Origin of the sequence: Paenibacillus sp. CFBP 13594, from assembly GCF_014842675.1 — a bacterium.
In the GTDB taxonomy this organism is placed as follows: domain Bacteria; phylum Bacillota; class Bacilli; order Paenibacillales; family Paenibacillaceae; genus Paenibacillus; species Paenibacillus amylolyticus_B.
On record NZ_JACYVQ010000009.1, the window covers coordinates 232,497 to 258,345 of the forward strand.

A 25,849-nucleotide genomic window follows, 5' to 3' on the forward strand; every position below is an offset into this window, starting at 1 on the left:
ATTATAATGTAATCGATTTCATTTTACCGGATATAATAGCACTTTTGAAGAATTATCCATTAGAACCCTTTCCACGACGTGACGTCCTTCTCCTTCCCAACACAAAAAAAACGAAGAACCTTCGTCAGGTCCTCCGTTACATTCTGCCTGTCCACAGGCTTTTTATGACTATCTCATATTCTTAACTATCTTATGTCCTCAACTAATCCTATATACCTATAGTGCTGCTACCCATATCGCAACTGTCCGTTGTTGTTATTACACAATCGCAAGCGAAGAATTCTGTACAACAGACAACCATTGGCGTGCAATCAGCTCATGACCTGCTGCGGTTGGGTGTACGCCATCCCATAACCAGTAGGCTGCATCCGCCTGTTTCAGAGCGTCATTAAACGTCTGCTGCAATGGTACCCACACAGCTCCAAATTCCTCAGCAAGACCTTGAGCCAGTTTCTGATATTGACCGATATACGCTTCCCAGGCTTCCCATTTCTCCGCGGTTGCTCCGGTTCTCAGAATAAACGGCTCCATCAAAATCAGCCCCGTGTCCGGCATCACTTCCCGAGTTTCTTCGAGCAAATGGCGATACGCCCGTCCGAAACGATCCGTTACCCCGCTAGGTTCACCATTCATCGTGCGCCAGGCATCATTAACCCCAATCAGGATGCTGATCAGGTCCGGTTTTAGACTAATGGTATCCTCATTCCAGCGTGCGTACAGATCGGATGCCCGATCCCCGCTGATACCTCTGTTATAGAAGGTCTTATGCTTGCCCGCCAGTTCCATACCCAGTTTGCTAGAGATTAGATACGCATATCCGTGTCCGAGAAAATGATTCGGATCGTCATTGCGTGATCTTCCCCCATCTGTAATTGAGTCTCCCTGAAACAATATAACGGATGAACTTGTACTCATGATTGAAATCGTTCCTTCCTCTTGTGCAAAATGGAAACACTGAACACCTCAGTCTCCATTTTATCCCTTTCGGTCACAATAGAAAATAGCGTTTTCATCACCGATTGTCGCCATCTTATGAATCTTTTGGTTCTTTCTCCACATGGCCTCCGCCCTGATAGGCTGTCTCATCCTGTTTGTCGGGTACGCCTCTAAGCTTTGCCTCTTCCCACAACTCGGCTGCATCATCCTGTGGGCGGTATCCAATCTTCTGCGCCAGATAGCTAATATCATAGTAATTATCTGTATTCGCAGAAGTCCCGTACAGATTCAGATACTTCATATCTGGATCGGCTTCAATACAGCACTCAGCAAGCTGGACCATGTCCCTTGGTGAGATCCAGATATGAGCCGAGCGCTCCGAGTGCGGGTATGTATCACCTGAGAAGTTTCCAATCCGAATATTAAATGAGGACAGGTCATATTTGTCAACGTAATAACGTCCCAGCAGTTCAATATAACATTTGCTAAGTCCATAGAAGCTGTCCGGTCGGTACGGGTCATCCACTTCAATATCTTCACCAGTAGGATAGAAGCCTGTTGCATGGTTGGAACTTGCGAAGATCACCCGCCGAACACCATTCAACCGAGCTGCTTCATACACATGGTAGGCTCCGGTTACGTTGATCGGCAGAACTTTGCCCAGAAAATCTTCCTCATCCTTGGCCCATGCAATGTGCAGAACGGTGTGAACCCCCTGCATCAGTTCCTTCAGGCGTTCCCCATCTGTCACATCCATGGCTACAATGCCAGCTTCCTCGTCTTCACGCAGATCAGCCGCAACGATGTCATACGTACCCTTGGCTCTCAGCCCCTCCAGCAGACTGCGACCAATGACTCCTGCAGCTCCCGTAATTAACAGCTTGCGCTTCAGTTCACTCATGAATCCAGCTCCCTTCGCTCAGATAGGCTATCTGTCCTCTATAGAACAGTATTAACCGATCAGGCGAAGGAATTACCGGATTTTACAATACAATCTGGCAATTATCCGATCCAATATCGCAGTATCATCATAGCCACAATACCAACCAATACGGTTCCCAGCAGACTGCGTGTCCAAATCGCTACTGCAATCGTAGGCAGAGATGCCCACAGAGCTGCATTTTGCGTAATCGGCACTAACTGGTTGTCCGACATGAACAGTTCCTGACCAATCAGTGCTGCCATGACCGCTACAGGTACATACTCCAGCCAGCGTAACAACCACACCGGAATCTGTATCTTGCTGAACAGCATCAGTGGCAGTACACGCGGAATAAATGTTAACAGCGCTGACCCCATAATAATCCAGAATACATCCCATCTTACTTCCATCGTTCCATGAACACTCCCATCGTTGCCGCAATGACCGCAGCCACAATGACACTCATGCTGCCTAGTGAAGCCATGCTGGCGAAGATTACACAGACCACAGCGATGATCGCCACATTAATGTGTATTTTTTTGTTTTTACGATGCACCAACTGGAGTACAACCAGTCCGATAAACATCGCTGGCAGGGCATAATCCAGGCCCAGTCGTTCCGGATTGGTGATCCAGCGTCCAAAGTACGCTCCCGCCATATTAGCCACGAACCAGTTCAGATATGCGGTAATATTCAGACCGTGCATCCAGCGTTCACTGAGCCTTTCCCTGCCAATCGCACGTGTCATCGCCACACCGAAAGACTCATCCGTAAGCAATGAACCGATCCACATATTTTTAAGCGGGGTCAGATGCCGAAAATACGGTGATACAGCTGCGCTGAGCAGCAAATGACGAAGATTCACAAAAAATATGGTGAACATGATAGCTACTGCTGACCCATTCGATGCGAGCATGCCTGCTGCAATGAACTGAGCCGATCCTGCATATAAAATCAGGCTGAGCAGAGCTGTTTCCGCCAGACTCAGACCTGCGGTCATTTCAATGACACCCGCCGCAAAGCCAATACTCAAATAACCAAGCAGGGTTGGGATACAATCTTTGACCCCCTGCATGAATGTAGCTTGATCCCGGACCTCTTCCATGTTCTCCTGTCCAGATATCTGTAGTGTACTTTGGTCCAACTGCGGTACAACCCCTCTCCAATTTTTGTCTCCATCAACCGATATATATGGATGTAGATCCATTCAGGTCCATTCTTCATGAAAACAACTTCTTTGTGTATTCAACATGATCAGGTACATGCCTTGTGGATTTCGCAATTTGCAAAATTTCATTTCACATTAATTCAGAAATATACCACAAGATGTGCACTAAGGGAGAGACAGATTCCTTTTTATAGAACAGATGTAATCCTAAATACCTATAAAATCAAAAAATATTTTCGCGAAACTCATAAATTATGTTGAATAAACGCGAAATTTGTCATACGATAGCACCAGAAACTTCTGGAAAGGTTGGAATGAAATATCTTTTACCAGATGAGCTTGTCCACTAGATATGGGATGGGTTACACAGAGGGGGAATGTGTATGAAAAAAAATCGTAAACAAGGGGTCAAAAGAACAATGCAGATGAGAGAGAAACTGATTTTGTCATTTGCCATTGTATTGCTCATTCCAACCATTAGTCTCGGCATTATCTCTTTCCAAACAGCCGATGCCAAGGTTGAAGAGAAAATGTATGAGAACGCGATCAGCAGTGTTACTGTGCTCAACCAGACCATTGACCAGATCATTGGTGCAACACGCAAAAATGTTGATTTCCTGGCAAGTCAGCTGGACGCAGGTAATGTCGGACCCAATCAGGGTGACGAAACAGATACCATCCGAACCTTGCTCGACGCTTATAAGGAAACGCATGATGACGTGGAACTTGCCTCCATCGGTACCGATCAGGGCGTGTATATTAACTCCCCTGTAACTGCGGTGAACAAAGAAGGATATGACCCGCGCGAACGCCCGTGGTATCAGGCTGCTACGGAGAACAAAGATGTCCCTACCGTAATCACCCCCTACTTATCAAGCAATACCGGCAATGTTGTTGCTTCGGTAGCTCAGACCTCAGCGGATGGCCATGGTGTCGTCTCTGTCAGCCTGTCGCTTGAAGCCCTCTCGAAGACGGTTAACTCCACGAAGATTGGCGAGAAGGGTTATGTCTATATTATTGATAATGCCAATAAAATCATTGTACATCCTACCGAAAAACCGGGGACCGAAGGAACCATGGCACCCTATAAAGACATTTTTGCACAGAAGAACGGAAGTCTGACCTATACACTAAATGGAAATCAGGAACACGCCTTTTTCTCCACCAATGAAACGACGGGCTGGACCGTGGTTGGTGTCATCGACAGTGGGGAAGTGACGGCTTCTGTCCGTCCGATTCTATACACCACACTTATTGTTGTAGCGATTGCAATTGCGGTAAGCTCCGTCATTATTTTCTGGATCGTGCAATCCATCACCAAACCACTGAACCGCTTGGTGAAGGCATCTGACGAAATTAGTAATGGTAATCTGACCATCGAGGTTGCTGTATTAGGACAGGATGAATTCGGCAAGCTGAGCACCAGCTTCAATAAGATGAGCGAATCCCTGCGAACCGTTATTCAGGACGTGCGACACACGGCTGACGAGTTAACCGCCTCATCCACACAATTGGCAGTCAACTCATCGGAGACAACCAAAGCAACTGAGCAAGTCGCCCTGATCACGGAAGAATCCGCAGCTGGACTTGAGAAACAAACCAGCAGCCTGAAACATACGGCACTACAGATGAATGAGCTTGCTGGAGGTGTAGGACAGGTAACGAACAGCACACAGCAAGTATCCGAAGCTGCCATGCAAGCAAGTGAGCTCGCAGATAAAGGGAATGCAACCATGCAGACGGCCGTATCCGAGATGAGTTCCGTGAGTCGCTTTGTGCAAGGTATGGCAGATACTGCTGGACGACTTGGACAGCATTCCACATCCATTGGTGAGATGGTATCTGTCATTACAGATATCGCTGCACAAACCAATTTGCTTGCTCTCAATGCTTCTATTGAAGCAGCACGTGCAGGTGAGCATGGACGTGGCTTCTCCGTTGTTGCCAGCGAAGTCCGCAAGCTGGCAGAACAATCCAGCCTTTCAGGCCAGAAGATTGTAGAGATGGTCGGAGCGATTCAACAGGAGATTTCATTGGCCAATCACAATGTACAGATCGGGCAACAGGATGTAAGCAACGGCATTCGTGCCGTTCAGTTTGCAGATGAAGCTTTTGCCCAGATTAGTGAGGCTGTTGGGGTCGTCAATCATCAGCTTGAGAACATTGCAGCCGCCTCACAACAGATGTCTGCAAGTACAGCCGAAGTGGTGCAATCCATTGATCAGATCCACGCCATATCTGAAACCAATGCCGATGGAACGGAGAACATCTCCGCTGCTACGGAGGAGCAAGTGGCTTCCATGCAGGAGATATCATCCTCTGCTGATTCCCTTGCCCATCTGGCCCACAAGCTGCAGAAGCTGGTGGAACAATTCAAGCTGTAATCGTTGAACTAAAGATTGTTTACACTAACACTACGATGACAGAATAACCTTCCAATCGCTGTTATCGTGTAAAGGACTGGTTCAACTTATTTAACAAGTAGTCTATGATACAAAAGCCCCTTTGCCATCATATTGGCAAAGGGGCTTTTGGGTTATAAAAGGTCAGGCATTTTAGAGAGGAAAATGTCCCGCTTAATCAGCAGATGGCTTTTTATCTCCGTGGTACCCTTGATCTCCGTAGGGCTCTAACTGTTCAAACCAGCGATTCAGACATTTGGCGAGTGCATCTTTGGGATCGTAATACGGGTTATCATCTTGTTTCAATGTCTCCAGCACTTCGATCACAAACGCATTCTCTCCATATTCATTCCATTCAGCCTGCAACCTTCGATTCAGATGGCTACCCATCTGTAACATAAACCGTTGTCCATTAATGGTTTTCAGGTTAAGTGTGCTGTCGATATAAACTTTGCCGTTACGTTCATTTCGAATCTGGTAGACGCCCGCTTCCGTTTTGACTTCTTTGGCCTGTTCCTGCAATTCTTTGCGACGATTCATCTTCTCCTGCTCCCCCTTTTCTTTACGTTCCTGTTTTCCAACTTCGGCGCTCTGTTGATCTGTGCTGCTTCCCAGCCAATACTGACTGCCGTCTGGCTCACGTTCCAGCAAACCATAGTCGATGAGATACCTCCGTATTTCCACGTAATCATCATTAACTTCCTTCAGCAGCTCATTGACCTGTTTTTCGGAATATTGGCGCTCTGTCTCGAATCGTTTGGCAATTTCGGTGAGCACGATATATTTATGCTTTTGTTGCATATGAAACGTCGTCAGTGGACCGCTGGTGCCTTCCGGAAAATACTTGTTTAGCACCTTCTCACGATCCTGTTCTGTAATATCAAATGAGTTCGGATGGATCGTATGTTCGTGCCTTGTCACCGGCGACACCCATTCGGCTGGACTCTGGGTATCCTTGCTTTTGAGGAGTTCCATTAATGCCAGGAATATTTTGGCCTGCCGTTCCTTCTCCTTCAATACAAACCGATGATTCCGAATCGTGGAAGCACTCCCGATGCCAAGGGTCTTCTGTACTTCAGCATCCTTCTTGCCTTCATAGAATTGTGACAACAAGCCCCGCTGGACATCAGACAATCCGGTTACGCTTTTATCCAACTCCAGTAAATACTCAAATACCGACCCATGAACCTTCTCAATATGCACTCGCATATAACGGGCTGCTTCATAGAGCACTCCTTCTTCGGGGTAGATAATCCCCGATTCCGTCCTGTATCCGCAACAGACACATATATAGGCGGGACCCTCCTCCATATAACCACGCTTGATCTCTTCCAATGAAGCGGTTTGCAACCAGGATTCCGATGATTTCATGTAAAGCTCCTTTTATCATTGTATGGTGATTCCAACCGTATAATAATCAAATATTTTATAATTTTGTTTGTTTATTTATAGATATAATATAGTTTTGTTTATCATGTGTCAACATGACGGAAAAGAATGCTGTGTTTAAAAACATAACGGATGCCCCTTGTTCAACAGAAAAAAGACCGCAGGGTCGCAACCCTGCAGTCTCATTTCAATCCCTGTTACAACTTAAACCGTTCAATCATGCTTTGCAGATCTTCAGCCATACGTGACAATGCTGCCGAAGAAGCTGCAACCTCTTCCATTGTAGCCAACTGCTCTTGAGCCGCCGCTGATCCGTCTTCCGTTCCAGAGGCAATTCTGTCCGACAGAACCATGGTATCACTTACTGCCTTGTTGACATGACTCATGCCACCATCAATCTGACGGGAAGCCGCGGATACTTCTCCAGCTTGTGCAGCCACCAACTGTACCGCAGTACGAATGTTATTAAATGCTTCGCCTGCCTCTGTAATCATCTGCGAACTCTTCACCATACCTTCTCCCGTACGGGCAAAAGTGGATTGCACCGCATTGGTTTTCTCCTGCATCTCATGCATAAGCTCATTAATCCGCTCAGCTGAAGCGCCTGAACTGTGAGCCAGTGTCTTCACTTCGTTGGCTACAACCGCGAATCCACGCCCTTGCTCACCAGCTCTTGAAGCTTCAATGGATGCATTCAATGCGAGAATGTTCGTCTGCTTGGCAATAGCCGTAATCTCGGCCACAATCACCAGAATCTCTTCATTTTTCGCGCGCAGATCCTCAATGACCACAGACATGGCTTTGCTCTCGTCATTCACCTGCTGAATATGGGTAACCGCTTCTTCCACTGTCACCATGCCCGCTTCCGACTTGGTGGAAGCATCCAGAGCGATACGAGCGGTGTCTTCAGCACTTGATGAGATCTCTTTGACTCCAATGGACATTTCGCCCACGAGTTGACCTGTAGCAGCAAGACTATTGTTCTGCAAAGTCGTTCCTGCAGCTGCATCCTGCATCAGTTCAGCCACCTGTTCTGTGGCTTTCGATGTCTGCTCCGAACTTGCCATCAGCTCTTCCGAAGATGCCGCCAGCTGGCTGGACGTATCATGTACCTCTCCAAGCACATTACGCAGTGAAGTCGTCATCGTGTCGAAGCTTTCTCCAAGCAGTCCGAACTCATCCCGGCGCTGCAAACCTACCCGAACGGTGAGATCCCCGGCACTTACTTTCGATGCTGCCTGTGTTAATTGCAGTAATGGCCGATGAATGCTGCGAATAATGAAAACAAGCAGAATCAGCCCAATAACCAATGCAGATGCCACAATTGTAATGGAACGAATCAAAATAGGCATTACGGCTTCAGTTGCTTCCGAAGGAACCATCTCGCCAACAATTTTCCAGCCTGTAACCGGATTGGTGAAATACACAGCTTCCACTTCGTGACCATCATATGTATACTTCACCGTTCCACTTTCCTTCGTATACATCTCATTAATGTAGCTTTCATCCGACTGTGTACCGGATTCAATATTGTAGTGGAACAGGAATTTACCCCCGTTATCCAGCATGTACAATTTTCCTGCTTTACCGATACGTATCTGATCTACGGATTCTTTCAGATGATTGAGACTGACATTGGCCCCGAATACCCCTTTGCCATCAGCCAGCTTGACCGCCGCGGTCACAACCCATTCACCCGTCGAAGCCGATTGGAATGTATCTGAAATTACAGGCTCATCCTGAGACATGCCCATCGTATACCATGAACGTTCTCGAGGATCATAATTCTGTTCCTCGGATTCTGGGGATTTCATCCAGCTGCCATCTTCGGCACCTGCGGTTAGTACACCCAGCTCCTTATGACTCTGAGACATCCGATCCATCTGCCTTTGAAGTGCAGGGGATTTATTAATGATATCGTTTGAAGTCATACCCGCAGCCATCTGTGCTGCGTTATCCTTCTCCATATCCAGCATTTGATTTATCTGCAGACTAAGCATTTCTGTTTTGGCCTGTGCGGAACGAATAATTTCCTGCTTAACCTGGTCAGCAGCTTTTTGATAAGACAACCAACCAACGGTAATACTCGGTACAATCAGGAACAGGAGCAATGCAGCAATCAGGCGTTTTTTTACGGTTAAAGTAAACCAATTTCGAATCCTTTTCTTCATATAACTATCCCCCATCATAATCTTCACCCATCCTTTTATCGGACAATCGCTGTAAAAATATTATGTATAGATACTAAATTGGTACAAATTTAATTTAAATGATTTGATCACATGATATGAAATATATCCGTTAATCGTTTTGACCCTCTAAGCGAGATCGTTTACAATGCTCATAAGTTGTCTATTCATGAAACGATTGGAAGGGGAGGATTCAAATCTTACGCAAGTCACACATGCAACAACCTGTTTCCACGGTATATTCATCCATGTTTCGTATCCTGTTAGCGTTCATCCTGTGCGCAGGCCCGATTCTGGGACAAGTCGGTATCACGGCATCCGCAGCGCAGGCAACGCAAGCAGTTCACATTGAAGTGAATGGTGAGCAACAATCCTGGAAGAACGCACCACTTATCATCAAAGGCTCAACGTTTGTTCCATTGCGGGATGTAGTGACATCCGTTAAAGGCACGTTGAAATGGGACAATCACACCAAGATAGCTACCATTACCGTTGGCAGAGACAAGCTGGTCCATCAGGCTGGCAGCAACTCCATTAAGGTAAACCAGGTTAATCTCGCTACAGGTGTGAATTCACGTACCATTAATGGTACGTTGATGGTGCCTGTCCGGGCCATGGCTAATGCAATTAAGGCAGATATCAAGGTCCAACGTACAGCTACGGGTCAGATGAGTGTGAATATGTTCACGGATCAAGTCAGCCTGCTGAACAGTGAAGTTGCCAGCGTAGATACGTATCTGCGCGAGATCAACTATCCAGGTATGGCACTGATTGCCCGCGATGGTGAAGTTCTGCTAAGACAAGGCTACGGACTTGCCGATGAACAGACGCTGAATCGCCCGGATCAGAAGACCCGGATCGCATCTCTGAGCAAATCCTTCACGGCCGCGTCCATTCTGAGTCTGGTGGAGGATGGTAAGATTAATGTGCAAGATCCAATCTCCAAGTATATCTCTGGTATACCAAAGGGAGATCAGATCACGCTGCATATGCTGTTATCCCAGACTTCAGGTCTGCCATCCGCATTTGGTCGGGGTGAAGGAACTTCTATGGAAGAGACTGTAGAAGAAATTCGTCAAAAAACGCTGAAGTTTGAACCGGGGAGTGCCTATCTATACAGCAACAGCGGTTATGTTTTGCTTGCATACGTCGTTGAACAGGTATCCGGCATGAGTTATGCCGACTACGTGCAACAGACGATATTGAAACCACTTGGCATGAAGAATTCGGGAGAGGCTTCCCGTAAAGTGCACACGATTAGTGGTTTTGTTCAACAAGATAACGCATGGGTAACTGCCCCTTATTATGTTTCCCAATCCGGATCAGGAACCATCTATTCCACGGTGGACGATATGCTGAGATGGGATCGTGCGCTGTATACGGACAAGATTCTAAGCCAGGATACGATTGAACAGATGTATGAGCCTTACTCCGATAAAAACTACGGCTACGCGTGGATTCTCAAAGAGAATGGAACCAACCGCACCGTCTTCCACAACGGTAGTGGTGGCGGGTTTGCTACAGCCTTTTCACGTAATCTGTCCGATGATATCACCATTATCCTGCTTGGCAACCACGCGGGTATGGACATGACTTCACTTTTGGATGAAGTTGAAACCAAAACAGCAGCAGCACTGCAATTGCAATAATCCATAATTAATCGCTTATATAGAGCAAAGAGACGATCCTTTAAAGGATCGTCTCTTTGCTCTATATATGTTTCATTTTAACAACTCACATTTCCGTTTCGCTCAACCCACAATTCATCTCTTCTCCATCCTGCAAAAGGCAGATGTACTCATATTCTTATCACTGCCTAGGAGACATCCGCTCTTTCATCATCTGTCTGCTTTAATGTTACAGGAAGTCTCCCCGCAAAAGGAATGTATCCCATCAGCGCCTGAGCGACGCTATCCATGGCAAGTGGCCGGCTCTCGTAAGCCGCTACATACACTTGGGCATCCGGAATTGCGAGCAGATCATAGGGACTTCGCAGTGTCACAACTGCCAATGGCTTGCCCAGTTGCTGCAACCAGCCGATTAGTCGGCACTGTGGATCACCCGAAGGGCTTCCCGCATTGTAGGTGCCTACCACAATCTGTCGAACGCCATCCTCTTCCGCAGCTTGAAGCAGACGTGCGGAACGAATGGCAACTTCCTCGGGCGTAACCACCCGATCAACAACATCCAGACCATACTTGGATAAAGCTGAGCCCAAGGTGAACGTCTGACTCAGCTGTTCATCTGCAATCGTCGTCACGGACGTGGCAACCGTTATCACCAGTGTGCGTTCCGGCTTCAAAGGCAGCATATTCAGCTGATCGCGTACCAGAGTGATACTGTTCTCGCTAATTCGGCGGGCAACCTCTTGGTGTAATGAACTGTTGCGCTCAGACCCGCTGGAATGTGAAAGATCCTTTGATGAATTCAGGGAGGGTGCATTTGAGAATACACTATTCACTTCATCATCACCTGCACCGCCCGTTCCACTCTCCAACAAACCACGTTTCGCCTTGTACATCAGCAAGCGGGTTACCGACTCGTCAATACGCCTTTCGCTAATCCGCCCGCTCGCCACAGCTGCTAGCAACGCTTCAAATGCCTCTGCCTGAAGTTTAGCCGTATGGCTAATTAACACCAGATCCGCTCCGGCCTCTACCGCCATCACAGCTGCATCGACCGTGCCATAGTTCACAGCAATGGCATCCATCTCCATGCAATCTGTCACGATCATGCCCTCATAACCCAGTTCCTGGCGAAGCAGACCGCTTAATACGCTGTGCGATAGCGTTACGGGCAGACGCTCTGGCTCCAGTGCAGGGAAATAAATATGCGCCGACATCATGGCATCGACACCTTCGGCGATGGCGGCTCGGAAGGGAATCAACTCCAGGCGCTCTACCCGATCACGATTATGAGTGATGATCGGCAGGTCCAGATGAGAATCGGTGTCCGTATCCCCATGCCCCGGGAAGTGCTTGGCTGTCGCTGCAATCCCGGCGTCCTGTATCCCCGCAATGCTTCTGGCCCCATATTCTGCAACGGATTGTGGGGATTCGCCGAATGATCGTACACCGATGACCGGATTCGCCGCGTTATTGTTCACATCCAATACCGGAGCAAAGTTCATATTAATGCCCATGGATTTCAGCTCCAACCCACTGATATATGCCGCCTGATACGCATCGTCAATGGAACCGGCAGCGGCAATAGCCATTGGTCCAGGCATCAAGGCGATTCCTTCGGTAATTCGTGCAACCATGCCGCCCTCCTGATCAATGGATATCCAGAGCGGCACATTACCGCTGCTTTTAGCAATCTGTTGTAACCCTGACGATAACCGCTCTACCTGCTCTGGCGACTCAACGTTGCGTGCAAAATAGATCACGCCACCGATTGGATACTTTCGAAGAAAGGGTTCCACATCGCCAGCAGCTTCAGTGCCATGAAAGCCACAAAGCAGCATTTGCCCAACTTTCTCACGCAAAGTCATCTGTTTCAGCCTCAACTGGTATAACTCTTTTTGCCCACTCATTTCATGCCTCCCTCCGCTAACAAACATCCGTTCATTCATATAACAAAAACGGCTTTCGCCGCTCCTTCCATTCTGCTGCCTGTACCTTCCACGCATCCATTAAACGAATGAATTCCGCACGGTCATGAATGGTTTCCCTGACTGCCTTCCCCCCTGTCAACAGGTCGATAAAGTACCTCGAACCCGGCTCTGGTGGCTCCAGCCAGCAGAATTGCTCCGGATAGAGTGAAACCAGTTCATGCAATAGCACTAGCCCCGGCTCTACCGCCCGGAATTTCCTGCTGTCCGTTACAAAAATCCTTACGCCATCACACAGCTCACCTGCATGTTTGGAGAATGTTGGGGACATGTACACTGGATGCACATGCACACCTTCCAGCTTGTATTCCCGAAATCGTTCCGCCAATCGCTCACCCTCAATCCAGGGGGCTCCAATCCACTCGAACGGGCGGGTCGTACCTCTTCCCTCCGATACATTAGTGCCTTCGAACAGGCACGTACCCGCATATACCCGCACACTGTCCAGCGTGGGCATATTCGGAGAGGGTAACATCCAGGGAAGACCACAATCCGCAAACTCCATGGAACGCTGCCAACCTTCCATCGCAACTACGTCCAATTCGCAAGGTACATCCATCTCGCTGTTGACCATCAGGGCGAGTTCACCTACCGTCAATCCGGTACGTACAGGGACACGCCAAGCGCCAACGAGTGATTCATACCCCGCGTTCAGTACACCGCCTTCCACAACGTTTCCACCCAGTGGATTGGGACGGTCCAGAATCAGCATACGTTTGCCTGCTCCAGCGCAGACCTCCATCATATGGAACAAGGTTGAGACATACGTGTAATAACGGATGCCCACATCCTGAATGTCAAACAGGACCGTATCGACTCCAGCCAGCATTGCAGGCGTAGGCTTCTTGTGATCTCCATACAGGCTGAACACCGGAATGTCCAGACGCGGATGACGCATGTCTCCGAATCTGACACCCGCCTGAAGTTCTCCATCCAGTCCGTGCTCACAGGCGTAGAGCGCTGTAAGCTCGGCATTAGCCAGTCCTGTGCACACATCTATGGTCGATACAAAATCCGCTGTAATTCCAGTCGGATTCGTAATTAGACCGATTCGAGCACCTGTTAACCATGGATGCGATAACCCTCTCGCCAGAAGGTCAACTCCCGTTTTTACAGCCGGAATCTGCTCGCTTCCATTCAACCGACCCATTACACATTCACCTGGCTGATCCACCCTGTATGCTGGTGATCATTACCGCCTGTTACGACAGGTTCCTCTTCAGGCTCCAGCACATTGCGAGCCACCTTATGCTGATAGATGGCAAACATCCCCGCGAACAGCGCTCCAAAGCCAACAACCGTCAGCATCAGCAGAGCCGTCAGACATAGCGCCTGAAAACAAGCGCCCATCGTATACCCCGGGTGACGGAAGAACAGCTTTACACTTTCCCCCATCGCCTGAAGGATGCCCATGTTTTTTTGTAAAACAAGCTGCCAAGTATAGAACTGTGACATCAGCGCCATGAGAACAAAGAACGTCTGGAATACGCCTACCGCTGTACCTGTAATCCCGCCCTGTCCGCCGTAATACCACCAGGTTGACCAGAGAATGAAGCCAAGCACGGCGAAAAGCACACCTACTGCCCCTCCCGGGATGAATCCCTGCATCGTTCCGTTCCAGATATCCTTAAGCCCATTGCGGCGTTCCTTGCGTTCCAGCCTATGATGTACGGCATAACTGACACCGAACAGGATGGGCATATATATCAAGGCCAGAAGCAGCACCGCGATTGGCAGTGGAGCAAACATCAGAATGGGAACCAATACAATGGAGCTAACGACACTGTACAAGGCTACCGGAATAATATCCCGATAGATTTCTGCACCTGACTTGATCAACACTTCACTCAGCTTACGCATCTTCACCCTCCCCTTTCTAACCGTTCCTTCTTCGCCAGGCCTCGTCTTTTATTCCCGTCCAATCGCAAGCTCCGTCTCTGGATCGAAAAAGTGCGCCTTACGCAAGTCCAGCACAAAATTTTTGTCCATTCCTACATACGCATGTGTTTCGGGGTGAACTTTAGCCGTAACGGTACGGGCACCGGAACGGAAATACACCAGATTCTCGGAGCCCAGATGTTCTACAACCTGAACTCGCGCCTGCAGCATATGGTCTGTCGGGATATTCGGAGCGACATCGTCACCAAAAATATGCTCTGGGCGCAGTCCCATAATCACCGGCTTGCCCTGATGGCTCTGCAAACGAGCAAGCACATCGGCTGGCAAGGTGAATGAGGCTCCCTCGATGACAACCTGTGTGCCTTCAATCCGTGCATCAATAAAGTTCATCGCCGGGGAACCAATAAATCCGGCAACAAACATATTTCGCGGACTCGCATACAGTTCTTTCGGTGAAGCTACCTGCTGAATATCCCCATGATTCATGACCACGATGCGCTCCCCGAGTGTCATGGCCTCCACCTGATCATGCGTCACGTACACAATCGTGGCACCGAGACGTTTATGCAGCTCACCCAATTCCACCCGCATCTGTACCCGCAACTTGGCATCCAGATTGGACAGTGGTTCGTCGAATAAAAACACCTGCGGATCACGGACGATCGCCCGTCCTACCGCAACACGCTGGCGCTGACCACCAGACAGCTCGCGTGGTTTGCGCTCCAGCATCGCTTCCAGTCCCAGAATGGAGGCCGCATTCTGTACCTGTTCATCAATATAGGACTTTGGCTTTTTCAGATTTTTCAGGCCAAAGGAAAGATTTTCACGGATGGTCATATGCGGATAGAGTGCATAATCCTGAAACACCATCGCGATATCCCGATCCTTCGGATGCAGATCGTTAACAAGCCGGTCACCGATGACAATATCACCGCTTGTTTGCTTTTCAAGTCCGGCAATCATCCGCAGTGACGTTGTCTTGCCACAGCCCGAAGGACCCACAAACACTACGAATTCCTTATCTTCTATAACAAAGTCCGAGCCGGCCACAGCCGTGAACGTTCCTTTATGATCGTCTTTGAATTCTTTGCGCACTTGGCGAAACTCCACGCGTGCCATAGGTAGATCCCCCTTTACGTTGTCGCTTGTCCTGAACTAACAGTTCAACTTAACCTTTTACCGCACCGATCGTAATGCCCTGCAGGAAGTAACGTTGCAGTGAGAAAAACAGAATGATCATCGGCAGTGCACCTATTGTTGCCCCCGCCATCATTGCGCCGAAATCAGTTGATTCGGCAAATACAAACGAGGCTAGCCCCACCTGAATGGTACGCATCTCGTTGGAATTGGTAATGAGGAACGGCCAGAAGAATTCGTTCCACGAAGCGACAAACGTGAATATCGCCAGCACCGCGATTCCCGGCTTTGCCATCGGCAGAATGACTTTCCAGAAGATGCCGAACTCGCTGCATGCATCGATACGTGCCGCATGAATCAGCGATGTGGGCAGTGTCGACATGAACTGTTTCATTAAGAAAATATTGCCCACACTGACGGCACCAGGCAGAATAATGGCCGTATACGTATCTCCCAGGTCAAACACGTTGACCATCAGAATGTACAAGGGAATCAGCGTCACCTGTGCCGGAATCATCATCGTCCCCAGCAAGGTCCAGAATACCGCCTGACTCCCCGGAAACTTTAGTTTGGCAAACGCATACCCCGCCAGGGAGGCGAAAAATACATTGGTTACGGTCAGAATGATCGAGATGAGCAGCGAATTGTATAACCAGCGCCAGGCATCAGTTTTGGCAAAAAAGCGCTCATATGGTGATAACGACAACTGCTCCGGAATCATCTGTGGTTTAAACGAAGCCGACATCGCACTATCCTGCACCGAACCGACGAGCATCCAGTACATCGGAATGACCGTCACCAGCGCCCAGACCACCAGCAGGATGGATGCAACTACGAGCAGGATCTTTTTCTGTGTTGATTTCATGGATTTCATTCACCCCCGGATGCTTAATGCGACATGCCTACCTCTAATACGTGTTCAAAAAGAGCGGTTTTCAGTTGAACTACCTCTAATACTCAATATCGCTGGAGAAATATTTGAACTGTATGACGGAGATGACTATGATGATAATCGCCAGTACGAACGACTGAGCCGAAGCCAATCCGAACTCATAGAACTTGAATGCCGTCTCATAGATCAGATAAGCGATTGTAGTTGTCGCAAAGTTTGGCCCACCCTGTGTCATCAGATATACCGAGATAAACACCTGGAAAGACGTGATCACACCTGTAACGAGCAGATACAGCGTCGTTGGTTTGAGTAGCGGCCATGTAATCTTGCTGAACTGGGTCCAGCCGCTGGCATGATCAATATCCGCCGCTTCGTACAGCGATTTCGGAATACCGCCCATGGCTGCCAGGTACAGAATAATGCCCGCCCCATGCGATCCGAGCCAGTTCATTAGAATGAGGGAAAAGAGTGCCGTTCCCGACTGGCCGAGCCAGATCACTGGGTCAAGGCCGAACAGGCCGAGGAAGCGGTTCAGCAGTCCCGAATCGGTTGGATCAAAGATTGCCAGCCATACAATGGAGATGGTCACCCCGGAGGCTACCGCAGGCAGATACATGGTAGCTTTGAAAAATGTCTGCCATTTGCTTTTCATTTGATAGATGAAATAGGACAGTACAAATGTAATGAGAATATTGACCGGGACTGTGCCTACGGTGAAGATCACCGTATTTTTAATCGACTTCCAGAACGTCTCATCCTTCACCAGTCGCTCGTAGTTGTCCAATCCAACCCACGTCGAATTCATAATGTTGTATTTCTGGAAGCTCATCACGAGAGCTGTTAGTACGGGATACAGTGTGAAAATGAGAAACAGCAGGACAGGCGCCAAAATAAACATATACGCCCACCCGTAGTCCCGCCAAAACCGGGCAACCCGGGAAGTCCGGGGCACGGACGGCTTTGGCGCAAGGGCGGTCTGCATGGCGAATCCTCCTCTCCTAATCAGTGTGGGTTTACGTTATGTTTGATTGTCGAGTTATTGTCCAAACATCTGCTCGCCCTTGCTCTTGAAATCTTCTGCGATCTGTTCCGGTGATTTTTCACCCGAGAACAGCGCCTGAATATTAGGCTTCACAACCTGTTCCTTGAATTGTTTTTGCTGAGATGCTTTGTCGATATCCAGTTCAAGCACTACCGGCATCGCGATATTCTCTGCCATGACTTTCGCAGCGGCCAGATTATCCGCTTGACCAAGCTCTTTTCCTTTAAACAGTTCCACTTGGGATTGTCTTACGAATGGGAGCGCCAGTTCATTGGCCGAGTTCCCTGCTTTGGCACCACTAAGCGCGTCCATCACCAGGAACGTATTTTTGGCATGCTGTTCGCCCTTGTCCTTTTTCTGTTTAAAGGCTACATACCCTTCGCCACCCATTGTTGTGGCCGCAGGTTGATCATCATTATGCGGTACAGGTAACAGGACAAAATCAATCTTCTCTCCCTGCACCTTGCCATCATCAATATCCTTGTTGCGGTTCTGAATCATCACATCATAATAAGGAATCGCTTTGGAAATAATCGCAGTTTCCCCCGCGTAGAACATATCCGTCCGTTTTGCTGGAGCAAGAGCCGCCGTTTCCTTCGGCATATACCCTTGATCCATCAGGTTTTTGATAAAAGAGAGAGTATCCAGAATGCGACCATCATTCCATTGGAACGTGCCGTCTTTATCAAGAACATCAATCATCCCGTTGTTCCGGGACAGCATTTCAATGAAGTCAAGCGAGGTTCCGTCGGTAACCAGTGCATATTGCTTGGCCCCGCCATCCAGCGTTTTGGTCAGCTTGGCAGCAGCATCGTTGAATTCGGACCAGGTCCAGCCATTTTGTTGAATGGACTTCCAATCAATGCCCGCTTCCTCCAGAATTCGTTTGTTACCACCCCAAGCCCATTGGAATTGATACAAGGGCAGTCCATACTGTTTCCCCTGAATCTGGCCTAAATCCAGCGTACCCGGCAGGTAGTCGTCCTTGATCACAGATGTCAGGTAACTGTCCAGCTCAAGTGCCAATCCCGTATTCACATATGTGCCGTCTACACTATGAAAGTAAAGATCCGGCGGATTGCCCGCGTTCAGAGCGACATCGAATTTTTTGGGCCCTTCCGCCCAGGAGAGCATTTCAGTCTTCACGGTAATGTTCGGGTGTTCCTTATTGAAATCAACGATTAGATCCTTCAGTTCATCTTCATATGTTCCATGTACTGGATACGTCCATACGGTCACCGTATCTTCTGCATTGGGATCATCTGAAGCAGCGCCCCCGCTATTCCCGCAGGCAGTAACCATGACCATCATCAACAACATTGTCCATACCAGACCCTTCTTTTTCATCCCTTCATCTCCTTTGCATGTCGTCTTCCGATTCTTTCATTTGCCTAACCATGCTACCCCTTTGTGATCATTCGGCCTTCAAACGCCATCCACCTATACACGCGGCAGTAAGGAAAAGCACCTCCCCTGTAGATTGGGCCTGCCAGTCGCAGGCTAAATCTCTTAAATGCAATATTAACGTCAACTTAATTGACATTAACAGTATTAATTCCTTCCAAAATTGTAGATTGAATTCATTATATGAGTTGTAAAATAAAAATTCAACATTATTTTTTATTATAAAATTTAATTTTACTTTTTCTTTTCATGCAACTATACTATGTAAAAAGAAAACCCAAGCAAGCGAGGTGAACCACTTTGCGAGTGTATGTAGGCGTAGATGGAGGCGGTACCAATACTGATGCAGCAATCATTTCTGAATCTGGTGAAATTCTCGCCCGACTCAGCGGCGGTCCCACGAATCCTCACACCGTATCAACTGAACAGGCCATTTCCGAACTGCAACGAGTGCTGGAACAGCTATTTAATCTAATAAGTGATTTATCGACAAATTGTGAGGGTATATGCCTTGGTATGTCAGGTGTAGATACGATCCAAGAACGGCAACTTATAGCCAAAGCAGTAAATAACTATATGAAGAGTCGTAATCAACAGGCATCGGAAGGTTGTCCCGTCTGGGTTGTATCCGAAGGAGAGATTGCTCTGATGGCCTCTCTCGGACATACGCACGGTGTATTATGCATCTCTGGAACAGGGTCCATCGTGTACGGATTTACGCTGGAAGGAGAGCGATACCGTGCAGGAGGCTGGGGTCATCTGCTCGGAGATGAGGGGAGCGGCTATCGTATTGGGCAGCGTGCACTCCAAGTGGTTATGCAGAGTTATGACGGTGTTCTTCCTCCAACCTGTTTAACCCCGCTTCTTCTAAAGAATCTGAGCCTTCGGGATATATCGGAGCTAAAGACGCGAGTGTATCAGACGGATTGGGGCAAAACCGAGACCGCATCCATCGCCCGCCTAGCTATAGAAGCTGCTGAACTCGGGGATGAGGCCGCCCGCGCACTGATCATCGACGAAGCCTCACAATTGGCGGATACCGCCAAGGCGCTGGTTGCCCGTCATCCCGAATTTGCATCCATTCCGGTTGTCCTGTCCGGATCACTGTTTCGATACGCTGCACTTTTCCGAAATACATTTATCCAGAAGTTATCTGAATATTATGAAGAGTTGGACTTTGTATATCGTGAAGATGCCCCCGCTCCAGCGGTTGGTGCAGCACAACTGGCAAGAAAACGCTGTTCCCTGAATGAATCATTTTAAAAAGAGAGAAGGAGGCCATACGGATGAATCACATGCTGGATTCACTACTAACAGAACAACCCAATCCACTAACGGATCATATAGATGAATTGCCTTCGGCAGAAATTATGGAGCTCATTAATAAGGAAGATCAACGGATTGCGGAGCTCATTCAGCCCCTCATTCCGGTCATTGCTCAAGCTGCGGATCGGATCTTGGAGGCGTTTCAGTCTGGCGGCAGGCTTTTTTATGTAGGCGCAGGTACCAGTGGACGATTAGGAATACTTGACGCTTCGGAATGCCCGCCTACCTACGGAACCCCGCCATCCATGGTGCAGGGTATTATTGCAGGGGGATTTCGGGCAGTGAAGGACCCGGTTGAAGGTGCTGAAGATAATGAGGAGTTGGGAGCTGCCGACCTTGATGAACATGGCTTAGACAAAAACGATGTCGTGGTTGGCATTGCAGCCAGTGGACGAACGCCGTATGTGCTGGGTGCGATGAGACATGCCAAGGAGATCGGGGCTACGGTGATCAGCCTGAGCAATAATTCAGGCACGCCGATGACCCTGTTGGCTGATGTAAGCATCGAGGCTGTTGTCGGTCCAGAGGTTGTCATGGGTTCAACACGTATGAAGGCAGGCAGCGCCCAGAAAATGATTCTGAACATGCTCACCACTACCGCCATGATTCGTCTGGGCAAGGTTTACCGTAATTTCATGGTTGATCTGAACCCTTCGAACGAAAAGCTTGTCCATCGGGCCAAACGCATGATCCATCTGGCAACCGGAGCAAATGAAGCGGATATTGAAGAGGCTTTTACCGGTGCAGACGGTCATGTAAAAACGGCAATCGTCATGCTGATGGCAGGTGTGGACGCAACGGAAGCCCAGCACAGGCTTGATCTGGCTGACGGATTTGTCCGTAGCGCCATTGCGGGGCCTTCCTGAGCCGTACAAGGGGTATTATTAGAGGTTGAAAGAGAGGAGCCCGACATTAGTCTGGGCTCTTTTTTTTATTTTTTTTATTCTAACAGCGGATATCATCCGTCAAAAAATCCCCTCCTGCATAAACAGAAAGGGATTCATATGGTTCTACTTCACTTGTGCTCCAGAATAGCCTGTCGGCTCTTCTCCAAATACTCCACCGACTGGTTGTAATCCCGGCTGGCAATCGCCAGATACAAAATGTCGATCACGTTCAGCTGTGCTATCCGTGACGAAGTTGCTCCGCTCCGAATATCACTTTCGGTGGAAGTAATCCTCAGGGGCACGTCCGCCATACTACTGAGTGTATTGCTGCCCCACTTGGTAATGCTGATTGTCGCTGCACCACCATCATGAGCATGCTTGAGACAGGAGATTACGTTCGACGTCTCCCCTGAATACGAGATACATACAACCGCATCATCCTCACGAAGCGTCGTTGCGGACGAAATCTGCATATGCGGATCGGCGAACGAAAAGCTTGTGCGATTGATTCGCATGAACTTGTAATGTGCATCCAGCGCAATCAGGTTGGAGGCCCCTACTCCATAGAAAAAGATCCGGTTTGCCTGATGAAGCACGTCCACAGCTTTTTCCACCAGACGTGGGTCCAGAATATGAACCGTATCCTTCACCGACTGAATATTGTTTGCGGACACATGCTGAATAATGCTCTCCATGGAGTCCTGGGGACGAATCTCCGTATATTGATATGGCTCACTCGTCTGCAAATCTCCGGCAATCTTCAGCTTCAGCTCCTGAAAACCCGTTACACCCAGTGATTTGCAGAGACGGATAATGGCAGCTGGGCTGCCTCCACTCCGTTCAGACAACTGGGCCACCGAGGATTGAACAGTTTCTTGCGGGTGATCGAGAATATAAGCTCCGATCTTCCGTTCGGACGGGGTCAAGTCATCCATTAATGCGCGTAAACGTACAAGTCCACCTTTCATGCCTTCCATTCGCTCCTCCTTTCCGTACTGCATTCATGTACAAGCATTTTATCTTATAATTCCACTCGCGTCTAATCGAATTCCTCGCCCTTCCATAACTGAACTCTAATTAAAGTCATACCTCACTAGAGTGTTAGATTGCCCGAGATTACGGCGTGTTTCGCGCCGGTTACTGCCGGGAGTGTATTAGTTCTTCCCATAAGTGCCTCATGGCCAAGTAAAGCAAATCCAATGGCTTCCCGAGCATCATCGGGTATACCATAATCTGCTGTTCGTTCCAAACGGATATCCTTCGGTAGTCTCTGACGGATCATTTCCATTAACGTGGCATTGGAAGTACCACCACCGCACGCGAGCATGGCCGATATTTGCACCTTGGGCAGGATAAAATCCTTCACTGCACGCACGATGGTCTCCGCGGTCAGACAGGTGGCAGTAGCCAGCGTATCTTCAAGAGATAAGGAACGCGCTGCGGCCATCCCCATCAGTCTCACTGCGTACGCTGTTCCATATACTTCTCGCCCGGTACTTTTCGGTGGAAGTCTTTTGAAATACTCATCCTCCAAGCACAGTTCTACCAGACGCTGATCGACCTTCCCCTGTGCGGCAATACTTCCATTCGGATCATAATGCTGCCGCCCATCCGTTGCCTGTCGAACAAGGGCGTCCATCACCATATTCCCCGGTCCCGTATCAAATGCTGAAATTCCTTCGGTAGATGACTCGGAGGGAAGCACCGTCACATTGCCAATGCCACCGATATTCTGCACTAGCCGCCCTTCTGTCGGGCTTCGAAACATCAGAGCATCCGCATAAGGCGTAAGCGGGGCACCTTCCCCACCAGCCGCCATATCCCTGGCTCGCAGGTTGCCAATCACGGGCAGTCCTGTCCGTTCTCGAACAACAGCACATTCACCGATCTGCAATGTCGATACCACATCAATACTTGCCCCCGTTGGCCCTGGAAATGCGGATGCTACAGGCGCATGCCATACCGTCTGCCCATGCATGCTAATCACATCCACTTGCTGTGTTGAGATACCGGCAGACTGCATCAGTTCCGTAACACTATGTGCATACCACTCCGATACACCAAAATGTGCGGCTGTCAGCTCGTCGATACGAGCTGTCCCCGGTGAACATAATCGGATCAGTACGTCTCTCAATCCATTCGAATACGGCACACATACGAAATCAACCAGCTCGATCTGCTGTAATGCCCCACTCATATCGGTTTGAATACGCACCAGCGCCGCGTCTGTTCCGTCCAGAGACGTCCCTGACATTAGTCCGATGACCAGATGCTCCTGCTTCAACCGATACTTCTCCCACATCGGATAGCTGCCTGTATCCATCCATTTCCAACCTCCTGCAAGACCTGATGAACACGTCATCCTGCCATAATTTCACCCAGTATATGATATTAAATTTCACAAGTCAAACATTATATGAAATTTAATTACAACATTGAAAATAAAAAGAGAGATATTCATCCCATTTGCGATCACACATCATGTTTTATTCCATCAATTGATAATTAGATATCAGAAGAGAAACATTTTTACATTTTTACCGTTTATAATATGTAGGTATATTTTGGTAGTCAGATATAGATCTAATACTAGTCGAGGTGCATAATGAAGAAAACCATTTTACTACTGTTTTTGAGTCTGTTCTTACTCGTTTTGCTCCCTAATCAGGGAAATGCCGCTGCAAGCACGTCGAAAATTTTTATGGATGGAGAGGAATTAGTCCTCCCAAGTGAAGTACAGGTAACGATTATCAATAAAAACGTGATGATTCCGATTCGTGTCGTTGCCGAAAATTTGAAATTCAAAGTCGATTGGAACCAACAAGCACGCACTGTAAAAATTCAGCAAGACCAACAGACGATTTCCCTAACCGTGGATCAAAAGCAAGCCATGGTTGCTGACAAACAAGTCACTTTGAACACAGCACCGCAAATTTTGAACAATACGCTGGTGGTGCCCATTCGATTTGTCAGTGAACAAATGGGGCTTAAGGTAAGATGGAATAATCAAGACAAGATCGTATACTTAACAAACACCAGTAAGGGACCTGCTATCGATCCAGGCAATAGTTCTGGAAAAGGAGATTCAACGTCTAACGCGCAGGTTACCGATATCCAATTTGCCAATAATCAGCTCGTGTTATCCACGGATGGGGCCGTTCAGCCAATAGTAACGACCCTCAAGTACCCTGATCGTTTGGTTGTGGACTTGCCTGGAACCGCCTTTGGTGATATCTCCCAACCGCTGGATCAAGGACTCAATGGCAAGTTGGATGTGAGTGGTTATCCCAATGTGACAGAAGTGAGATATTCACTGTTCAAACGAGATCCGGCGCAAGTTCGCATTGTCGTAGAATTGAATAATGTGAAGGATGTCCAGTACAGCCAGAACGTCATTGCCGATAAACTGATTATTGATCTTAATGTTGCGGGAGACAATGTCACACCTGCTCCAGTCACTCCAGTAGGTGATTCAGGACGCAAGGTTGTGGTCATCGATCCAGGACACGGTGGGAGTGACCCGGGGACGAATAGCATCACGAACAAACCCGAAAAGGAATACAATCTGGCATTGGCTCACAAAGTACAGGCCCTGTTGCTAAATGAACCCAATATCGAATTGGTGATGACTCGTGAAGGTGATACCTATCCGACCCGCCCTGAGCGTGTTCAGCTCGCCAATCAATTAAATGCGGATGTATTTGTATCTATCCATGGCAATAGCGTAAAGTCTGCTCCCCAAGCCACAGGTACGGAGACATATTATTATCAACGCAGTAATAGCAAGGAATTAGCCACTATCATTCATCAACGTTTGGTGAAAGCCATGGGTCTCAGAGATCGTGGTGTGAAAAATGGCAACTTGGAAGTAATCCGAGACACGACCATGCCTGCAGTGCTTTTGGAAGTGGGATTCTTGAGTAATGTGCTCGATGAAGAACTGATGTCATCCGAGGTTGTTCAGATGAAAGCCGCTCAAGCGATAGCCGATGGAATCAAGGAGTATTTGAACCTATAAATCATCAAATAAATCAGATAAAGGAAGTGATTCTTTGAATAAGAAGCTAGGTTGTGCACTTATATTATCATGCTTGATCCTTATCGGAGTTGGATGTGCCCAGAAGCCAGTGAGCCAATCCGGTTCGAATGAACCTGCTGTTCAGGGAGGACAGACGCAGTCACCAAACCCATCCGAAACGAAAGTGGACCTGGGCACAATGAATACACAAGTCGTCGATGTATATTTGGCAGATTCTCAGGTACTGGCGCTTGAGAAAACAGAGCAGGAAATTGAGTACAAGGATGACTCCGAAAAATATGAAAAAACATTTGCAGCGTTGCAAACGAACACCGATTCAGAGCTTGTTTCCCTCTGGGAGCAGGTGGAATTGCTCTCTATTCTATATGCTGAGGGTACAGTGACTTTGGATGTTCATATTCCCGCTGAAGCCAATCTTGGTACCAGTGGAGAATTGCTCGCATTGGAAGCTTTAACAACAACGATGTTTCAATTTGATGAAGTGAACAGCCTGGATATACTGGTGGATGGTGAAGCCGTTGATAGTTTGATGGGCCATGCCGAACTGGAACACCCCATTCATCGCGAACCCTAACTGATCCGGCAACAATGGAAAAAGAACGTC

Annotated in this window: 21 protein-coding genes; 6 read left to right on the forward strand and 15 right to left on the reverse strand. The window is 48.2% G+C overall.

Annotation, left to right across the window (positions count from 1 at the left end; genetic code table 11):
* Window positions 1-258: 258 nt before the first annotated feature.
* The 4 genes from IFU39_RS25580 to IFU39_RS25595 form a co-directional block, all read right to left on the reverse strand.
* Entirely contained in the window at window positions 259-915 is a 657-nt protein-coding gene (locus IFU39_RS25580) for an SGNH/GDSL hydrolase family protein (RefSeq protein WP_192135640.1), read from the reverse strand.
* A gap of 115 nt (window positions 916-1,030) precedes the next feature.
* The gene (locus IFU39_RS25585; RefSeq protein ID WP_192135679.1) at window positions 1,031-1,828 is read right to left on the reverse strand and encodes an NAD-dependent epimerase/dehydratase family protein; all 798 of its coding nucleotides are present in this window, start codon (window positions 1,826-1,828) and stop codon (window positions 1,031-1,033) included.
* A 110-nt stretch (window positions 1,829-1,938) separates the two neighbouring features.
* Complete coding sequence (locus tag IFU39_RS25590) at window positions 1,939-2,268, reverse strand: AzlD domain-containing protein (RefSeq protein WP_091019970.1); 330 nt, start codon at window positions 2,266-2,268, stop codon at window positions 1,939-1,941.
* Window positions 2,259-2,963: an AzlC family ABC transporter permease gene (locus IFU39_RS25595; protein WP_223199960.1), complete on the reverse strand. Its 705-nt coding sequence runs from the start codon at window positions 2,961-2,963 to the stop codon at window positions 2,259-2,261. Before IFU39_RS25595 ends, IFU39_RS25590 begins: the two co-directional genes overlap by 10 nt.
* 446 nt (window positions 2,964-3,409) lie before the next feature.
* Between IFU39_RS25595 and IFU39_RS25600 the strand changes: the two genes are divergently transcribed.
* A complete protein-coding gene (locus IFU39_RS25600) occupies window positions 3,410-5,410 on the forward strand; it encodes a methyl-accepting chemotaxis protein (RefSeq protein ID WP_192135641.1) in 2,001 nt (666 codons plus the stop codon).
* Between the two features lie 192 nt (window positions 5,411-5,602).
* Here the strand turns inward: IFU39_RS25600 and IFU39_RS25605 are convergent, their stop codons facing one another.
* Both IFU39_RS25605 and IFU39_RS25610 read right to left on the reverse strand, forming a co-directional pair.
* Window positions 5,603-6,799, reverse strand: coding sequence for a DUF2087 domain-containing protein (locus tag IFU39_RS25605; RefSeq protein ID WP_091019967.1), 1,197 nt, complete (start codon window positions 6,797-6,799; stop codon window positions 5,603-5,605).
* 215 nt (window positions 6,800-7,014) lie between these two features.
* Window positions 7,015-8,988, reverse strand: coding sequence for a methyl-accepting chemotaxis protein (locus IFU39_RS25610; protein ID WP_179198655.1), 1,974 nt, complete (start codon window positions 8,986-8,988; stop codon window positions 7,015-7,017).
* A 233-nt stretch (window positions 8,989-9,221) separates the two neighbouring features.
* On the opposite strand from IFU39_RS25610, the gene IFU39_RS25615 reads away from it, so the two are divergent.
* Window positions 9,222-10,655, forward strand: coding sequence for a serine hydrolase (locus IFU39_RS25615; RefSeq protein WP_192135642.1), 1,434 nt, complete (start codon window positions 9,222-9,224; stop codon window positions 10,653-10,655).
* Between the two features lie 167 nt (window positions 10,656-10,822).
* Here the strand turns inward: IFU39_RS25615 and nagZ are convergent, their stop codons facing one another.
* The 7 genes from nagZ to IFU39_RS25650 form a co-directional block, all read right to left on the reverse strand.
* Window positions 10,823-12,541 carry a beta-N-acetylhexosaminidase gene (nagZ, locus tag IFU39_RS25620; RefSeq protein WP_192135644.1) on the reverse strand — a complete coding sequence of 573 codons (1,719 nt, stop codon included), beginning with the start codon at window positions 12,539-12,541 and terminating at the stop codon, window positions 10,823-10,825.
* A gap of 31 nt (window positions 12,542-12,572) precedes the next feature.
* Complete coding sequence (locus IFU39_RS25625; protein ID WP_192135645.1) at window positions 12,573-13,769, reverse strand: exo-beta-N-acetylmuramidase NamZ family protein; 1,197 nt, start codon at window positions 13,767-13,769, stop codon at window positions 12,573-12,575.
* A complete protein-coding gene (locus tag IFU39_RS25630; protein WP_192135647.1) occupies window positions 13,769-14,479 on the reverse strand; it encodes a hypothetical protein in 711 nt (236 codons plus the stop codon). The genes IFU39_RS25625 and IFU39_RS25630 overlap by 1 nt, the downstream gene beginning before the upstream one ends.
* A 48-nt stretch (window positions 14,480-14,527) precedes the next feature.
* Window positions 14,528-15,637, reverse strand: coding sequence for an ABC transporter ATP-binding protein (locus tag IFU39_RS25635; protein ID WP_192135649.1), 1,110 nt, complete (start codon window positions 15,635-15,637; stop codon window positions 14,528-14,530).
* Window positions 15,638-15,686: 49 nt separating this feature from the next.
* Window positions 15,687-16,520 carry a carbohydrate ABC transporter permease gene (locus IFU39_RS25640; protein ID WP_192135651.1) on the reverse strand — a complete coding sequence of 278 codons (834 nt, stop codon included), beginning with the start codon at window positions 16,518-16,520 and terminating at the stop codon, window positions 15,687-15,689.
* 85 nt (window positions 16,521-16,605) lie between these two features.
* The gene (locus tag IFU39_RS25645) at window positions 16,606-17,529 is read right to left on the reverse strand and encodes a carbohydrate ABC transporter permease (protein WP_091019952.1); all 924 of its coding nucleotides are present in this window, start codon (window positions 17,527-17,529) and stop codon (window positions 16,606-16,608) included.
* A 54-nt stretch (window positions 17,530-17,583) separates the two neighbouring features.
* Entirely contained in the window at window positions 17,584-18,936 is a 1,353-nt protein-coding gene (locus tag IFU39_RS25650) for an ABC transporter substrate-binding protein (protein ID WP_192135653.1), read from the reverse strand.
* A 363-nt stretch (window positions 18,937-19,299) separates the two neighbouring features.
* Here IFU39_RS25650 and IFU39_RS25655 point away from each other — a divergent pair, with 363 nt between their 5' ends.
* Both IFU39_RS25655 and murQ read left to right on the forward strand, forming a co-directional pair.
* The gene (locus IFU39_RS25655) at window positions 19,300-20,256 is read left to right on the forward strand and encodes an N-acetylglucosamine kinase (RefSeq protein WP_261313693.1); all 957 of its coding nucleotides are present in this window, start codon (window positions 19,300-19,302) and stop codon (window positions 20,254-20,256) included.
* A 23-nt stretch (window positions 20,257-20,279) separates the two neighbouring features.
* Window positions 20,280-21,185 carry an N-acetylmuramic acid 6-phosphate etherase gene (gene murQ / locus IFU39_RS25660; protein WP_192135657.1) on the forward strand — a complete coding sequence of 302 codons (906 nt, stop codon included), beginning with the start codon at window positions 20,280-20,282 and terminating at the stop codon, window positions 21,183-21,185.
* Window positions 21,186-21,334: 149 nt separating this feature from the next.
* On the opposite strand, the gene IFU39_RS25665 is transcribed toward murQ, so the two are convergent.
* Both IFU39_RS25665 and IFU39_RS25670 read right to left on the reverse strand, forming a co-directional pair.
* Complete coding sequence (locus tag IFU39_RS25665) at window positions 21,335-22,174, reverse strand: MurR/RpiR family transcriptional regulator (protein WP_192135680.1); 840 nt, start codon at window positions 22,172-22,174, stop codon at window positions 21,335-21,337.
* Between the two features lie 125 nt (window positions 22,175-22,299).
* The gene (locus tag IFU39_RS25670) at window positions 22,300-23,529 is read right to left on the reverse strand and encodes an anhydro-N-acetylmuramic acid kinase (RefSeq protein WP_192135659.1); all 1,230 of its coding nucleotides are present in this window, start codon (window positions 23,527-23,529) and stop codon (window positions 22,300-22,302) included.
* Window positions 23,530-23,907: 378 nt separating this feature from the next.
* Between IFU39_RS25670 and IFU39_RS25675 the strand changes: the two genes are divergently transcribed.
* Together IFU39_RS25675 and IFU39_RS25680 are read left to right on the forward strand one after the other, a co-directional pair.
* On the forward strand, window positions 23,908-25,224 hold the full coding sequence (locus tag IFU39_RS25675; protein ID WP_244661117.1) for an N-acetylmuramoyl-L-alanine amidase family protein: 1,317 nt from the start codon (window positions 23,908-23,910) through the stop codon (window positions 25,222-25,224).
* A 34-nt stretch (window positions 25,225-25,258) separates the two neighbouring features.
* A complete protein-coding gene (locus IFU39_RS25680; RefSeq protein ID WP_192135662.1) occupies window positions 25,259-25,819 on the forward strand; it encodes a GerMN domain-containing protein in 561 nt (186 codons plus the stop codon).
* Window positions 25,820-25,849 lie beyond the last annotated feature (30 nt).

Bases quoted from the DNA above. Each gene is read 5' to 3' on its own strand.
- IFU39_RS25645 (WP_091019952.1), bottom strand. From the start codon at position 17,529: ATGCAGACCGCCCTTGCGCCAAAGCCGTCCGTGCCCCGGACTTCCCGG.
- IFU39_RS25595 (WP_223199960.1), bottom strand. From the start codon at position 2,963: ATGGAAGAGGTCCGGGATCAAGCTACATTCATGCAGGGGGTCAAAGAT.
- IFU39_RS25600 (WP_192135641.1), top strand. From the start codon at position 3,410: ATGAAAAAAAATCGTAAACAAGGGGTCAAAAGAACAATGCAGATGAGA.
- IFU39_RS25625 (WP_192135645.1), bottom strand. From the start codon at position 13,769: ATGGGTCGGTTGAATGGAAGCGAGCAGATTCCGGCTGTAAAAACGGGA.
- IFU39_RS25605 (WP_091019967.1), bottom strand. From the start codon at position 6,799: ATGAAATCATCGGAATCCTGGTTGCAAACCGCTTCATTGGAAGAGATC.
- IFU39_RS25675 (WP_244661117.1), top strand. From the start codon at position 23,908: ATGGATGGAGAGGAATTAGTCCTCCCAAGTGAAGTACAGGTAACGATT.
- IFU39_RS25640 (WP_192135651.1), bottom strand. From the start codon at position 16,520: ATGAAATCAACACAGAAAAAGATCCTGCTCGTAGTTGCATCCATCCTG.
- murQ (WP_192135657.1), top strand. From the start codon at position 20,280: ATGAATCACATGCTGGATTCACTACTAACAGAACAACCCAATCCACTA.
- IFU39_RS25615 (WP_192135642.1), top strand. From the start codon at position 9,222: ATGCAACAACCTGTTTCCACGGTATATTCATCCATGTTTCGTATCCTG.
- IFU39_RS25630 (WP_192135647.1), bottom strand. From the start codon at position 14,479: ATGCGTAAGCTGAGTGAAGTGTTGATCAAGTCAGGTGCAGAAATCTAT.
- IFU39_RS25635 (WP_192135649.1), bottom strand. From the start codon at position 15,637: ATGGCACGCGTGGAGTTTCGCCAAGTGCGCAAAGAATTCAAAGACGAT.
- IFU39_RS25665 (WP_192135680.1), bottom strand. From the start codon at position 22,174: ATGAAAGGTGGACTTGTACGTTTACGCGCATTAATGGATGACTTGACC.
- IFU39_RS25610 (WP_179198655.1), bottom strand. From the start codon at position 8,988: ATGAAGAAAAGGATTCGAAATTGGTTTACTTTAACCGTAAAAAAACGC.
- IFU39_RS25650 (WP_192135653.1), bottom strand. From the start codon at position 18,936: ATGAAAAAGAAGGGTCTGGTATGGACAATGTTGTTGATGATGGTCATG.
- IFU39_RS25580 (WP_192135640.1), bottom strand. From the start codon at position 915: ATGAGTACAAGTTCATCCGTTATATTGTTTCAGGGAGACTCAATTACA.
- IFU39_RS25670 (WP_192135659.1), bottom strand. From the start codon at position 23,529: ATGGATACAGGCAGCTATCCGATGTGGGAGAAGTATCGGTTGAAGCAG.
- nagZ (WP_192135644.1), bottom strand. From the start codon at position 12,541: ATGAGTGGGCAAAAAGAGTTATACCAGTTGAGGCTGAAACAGATGACT.
- IFU39_RS25590 (WP_091019970.1), bottom strand. From the start codon at position 2,268: ATGGAAGTAAGATGGGATGTATTCTGGATTATTATGGGGTCAGCGCTG.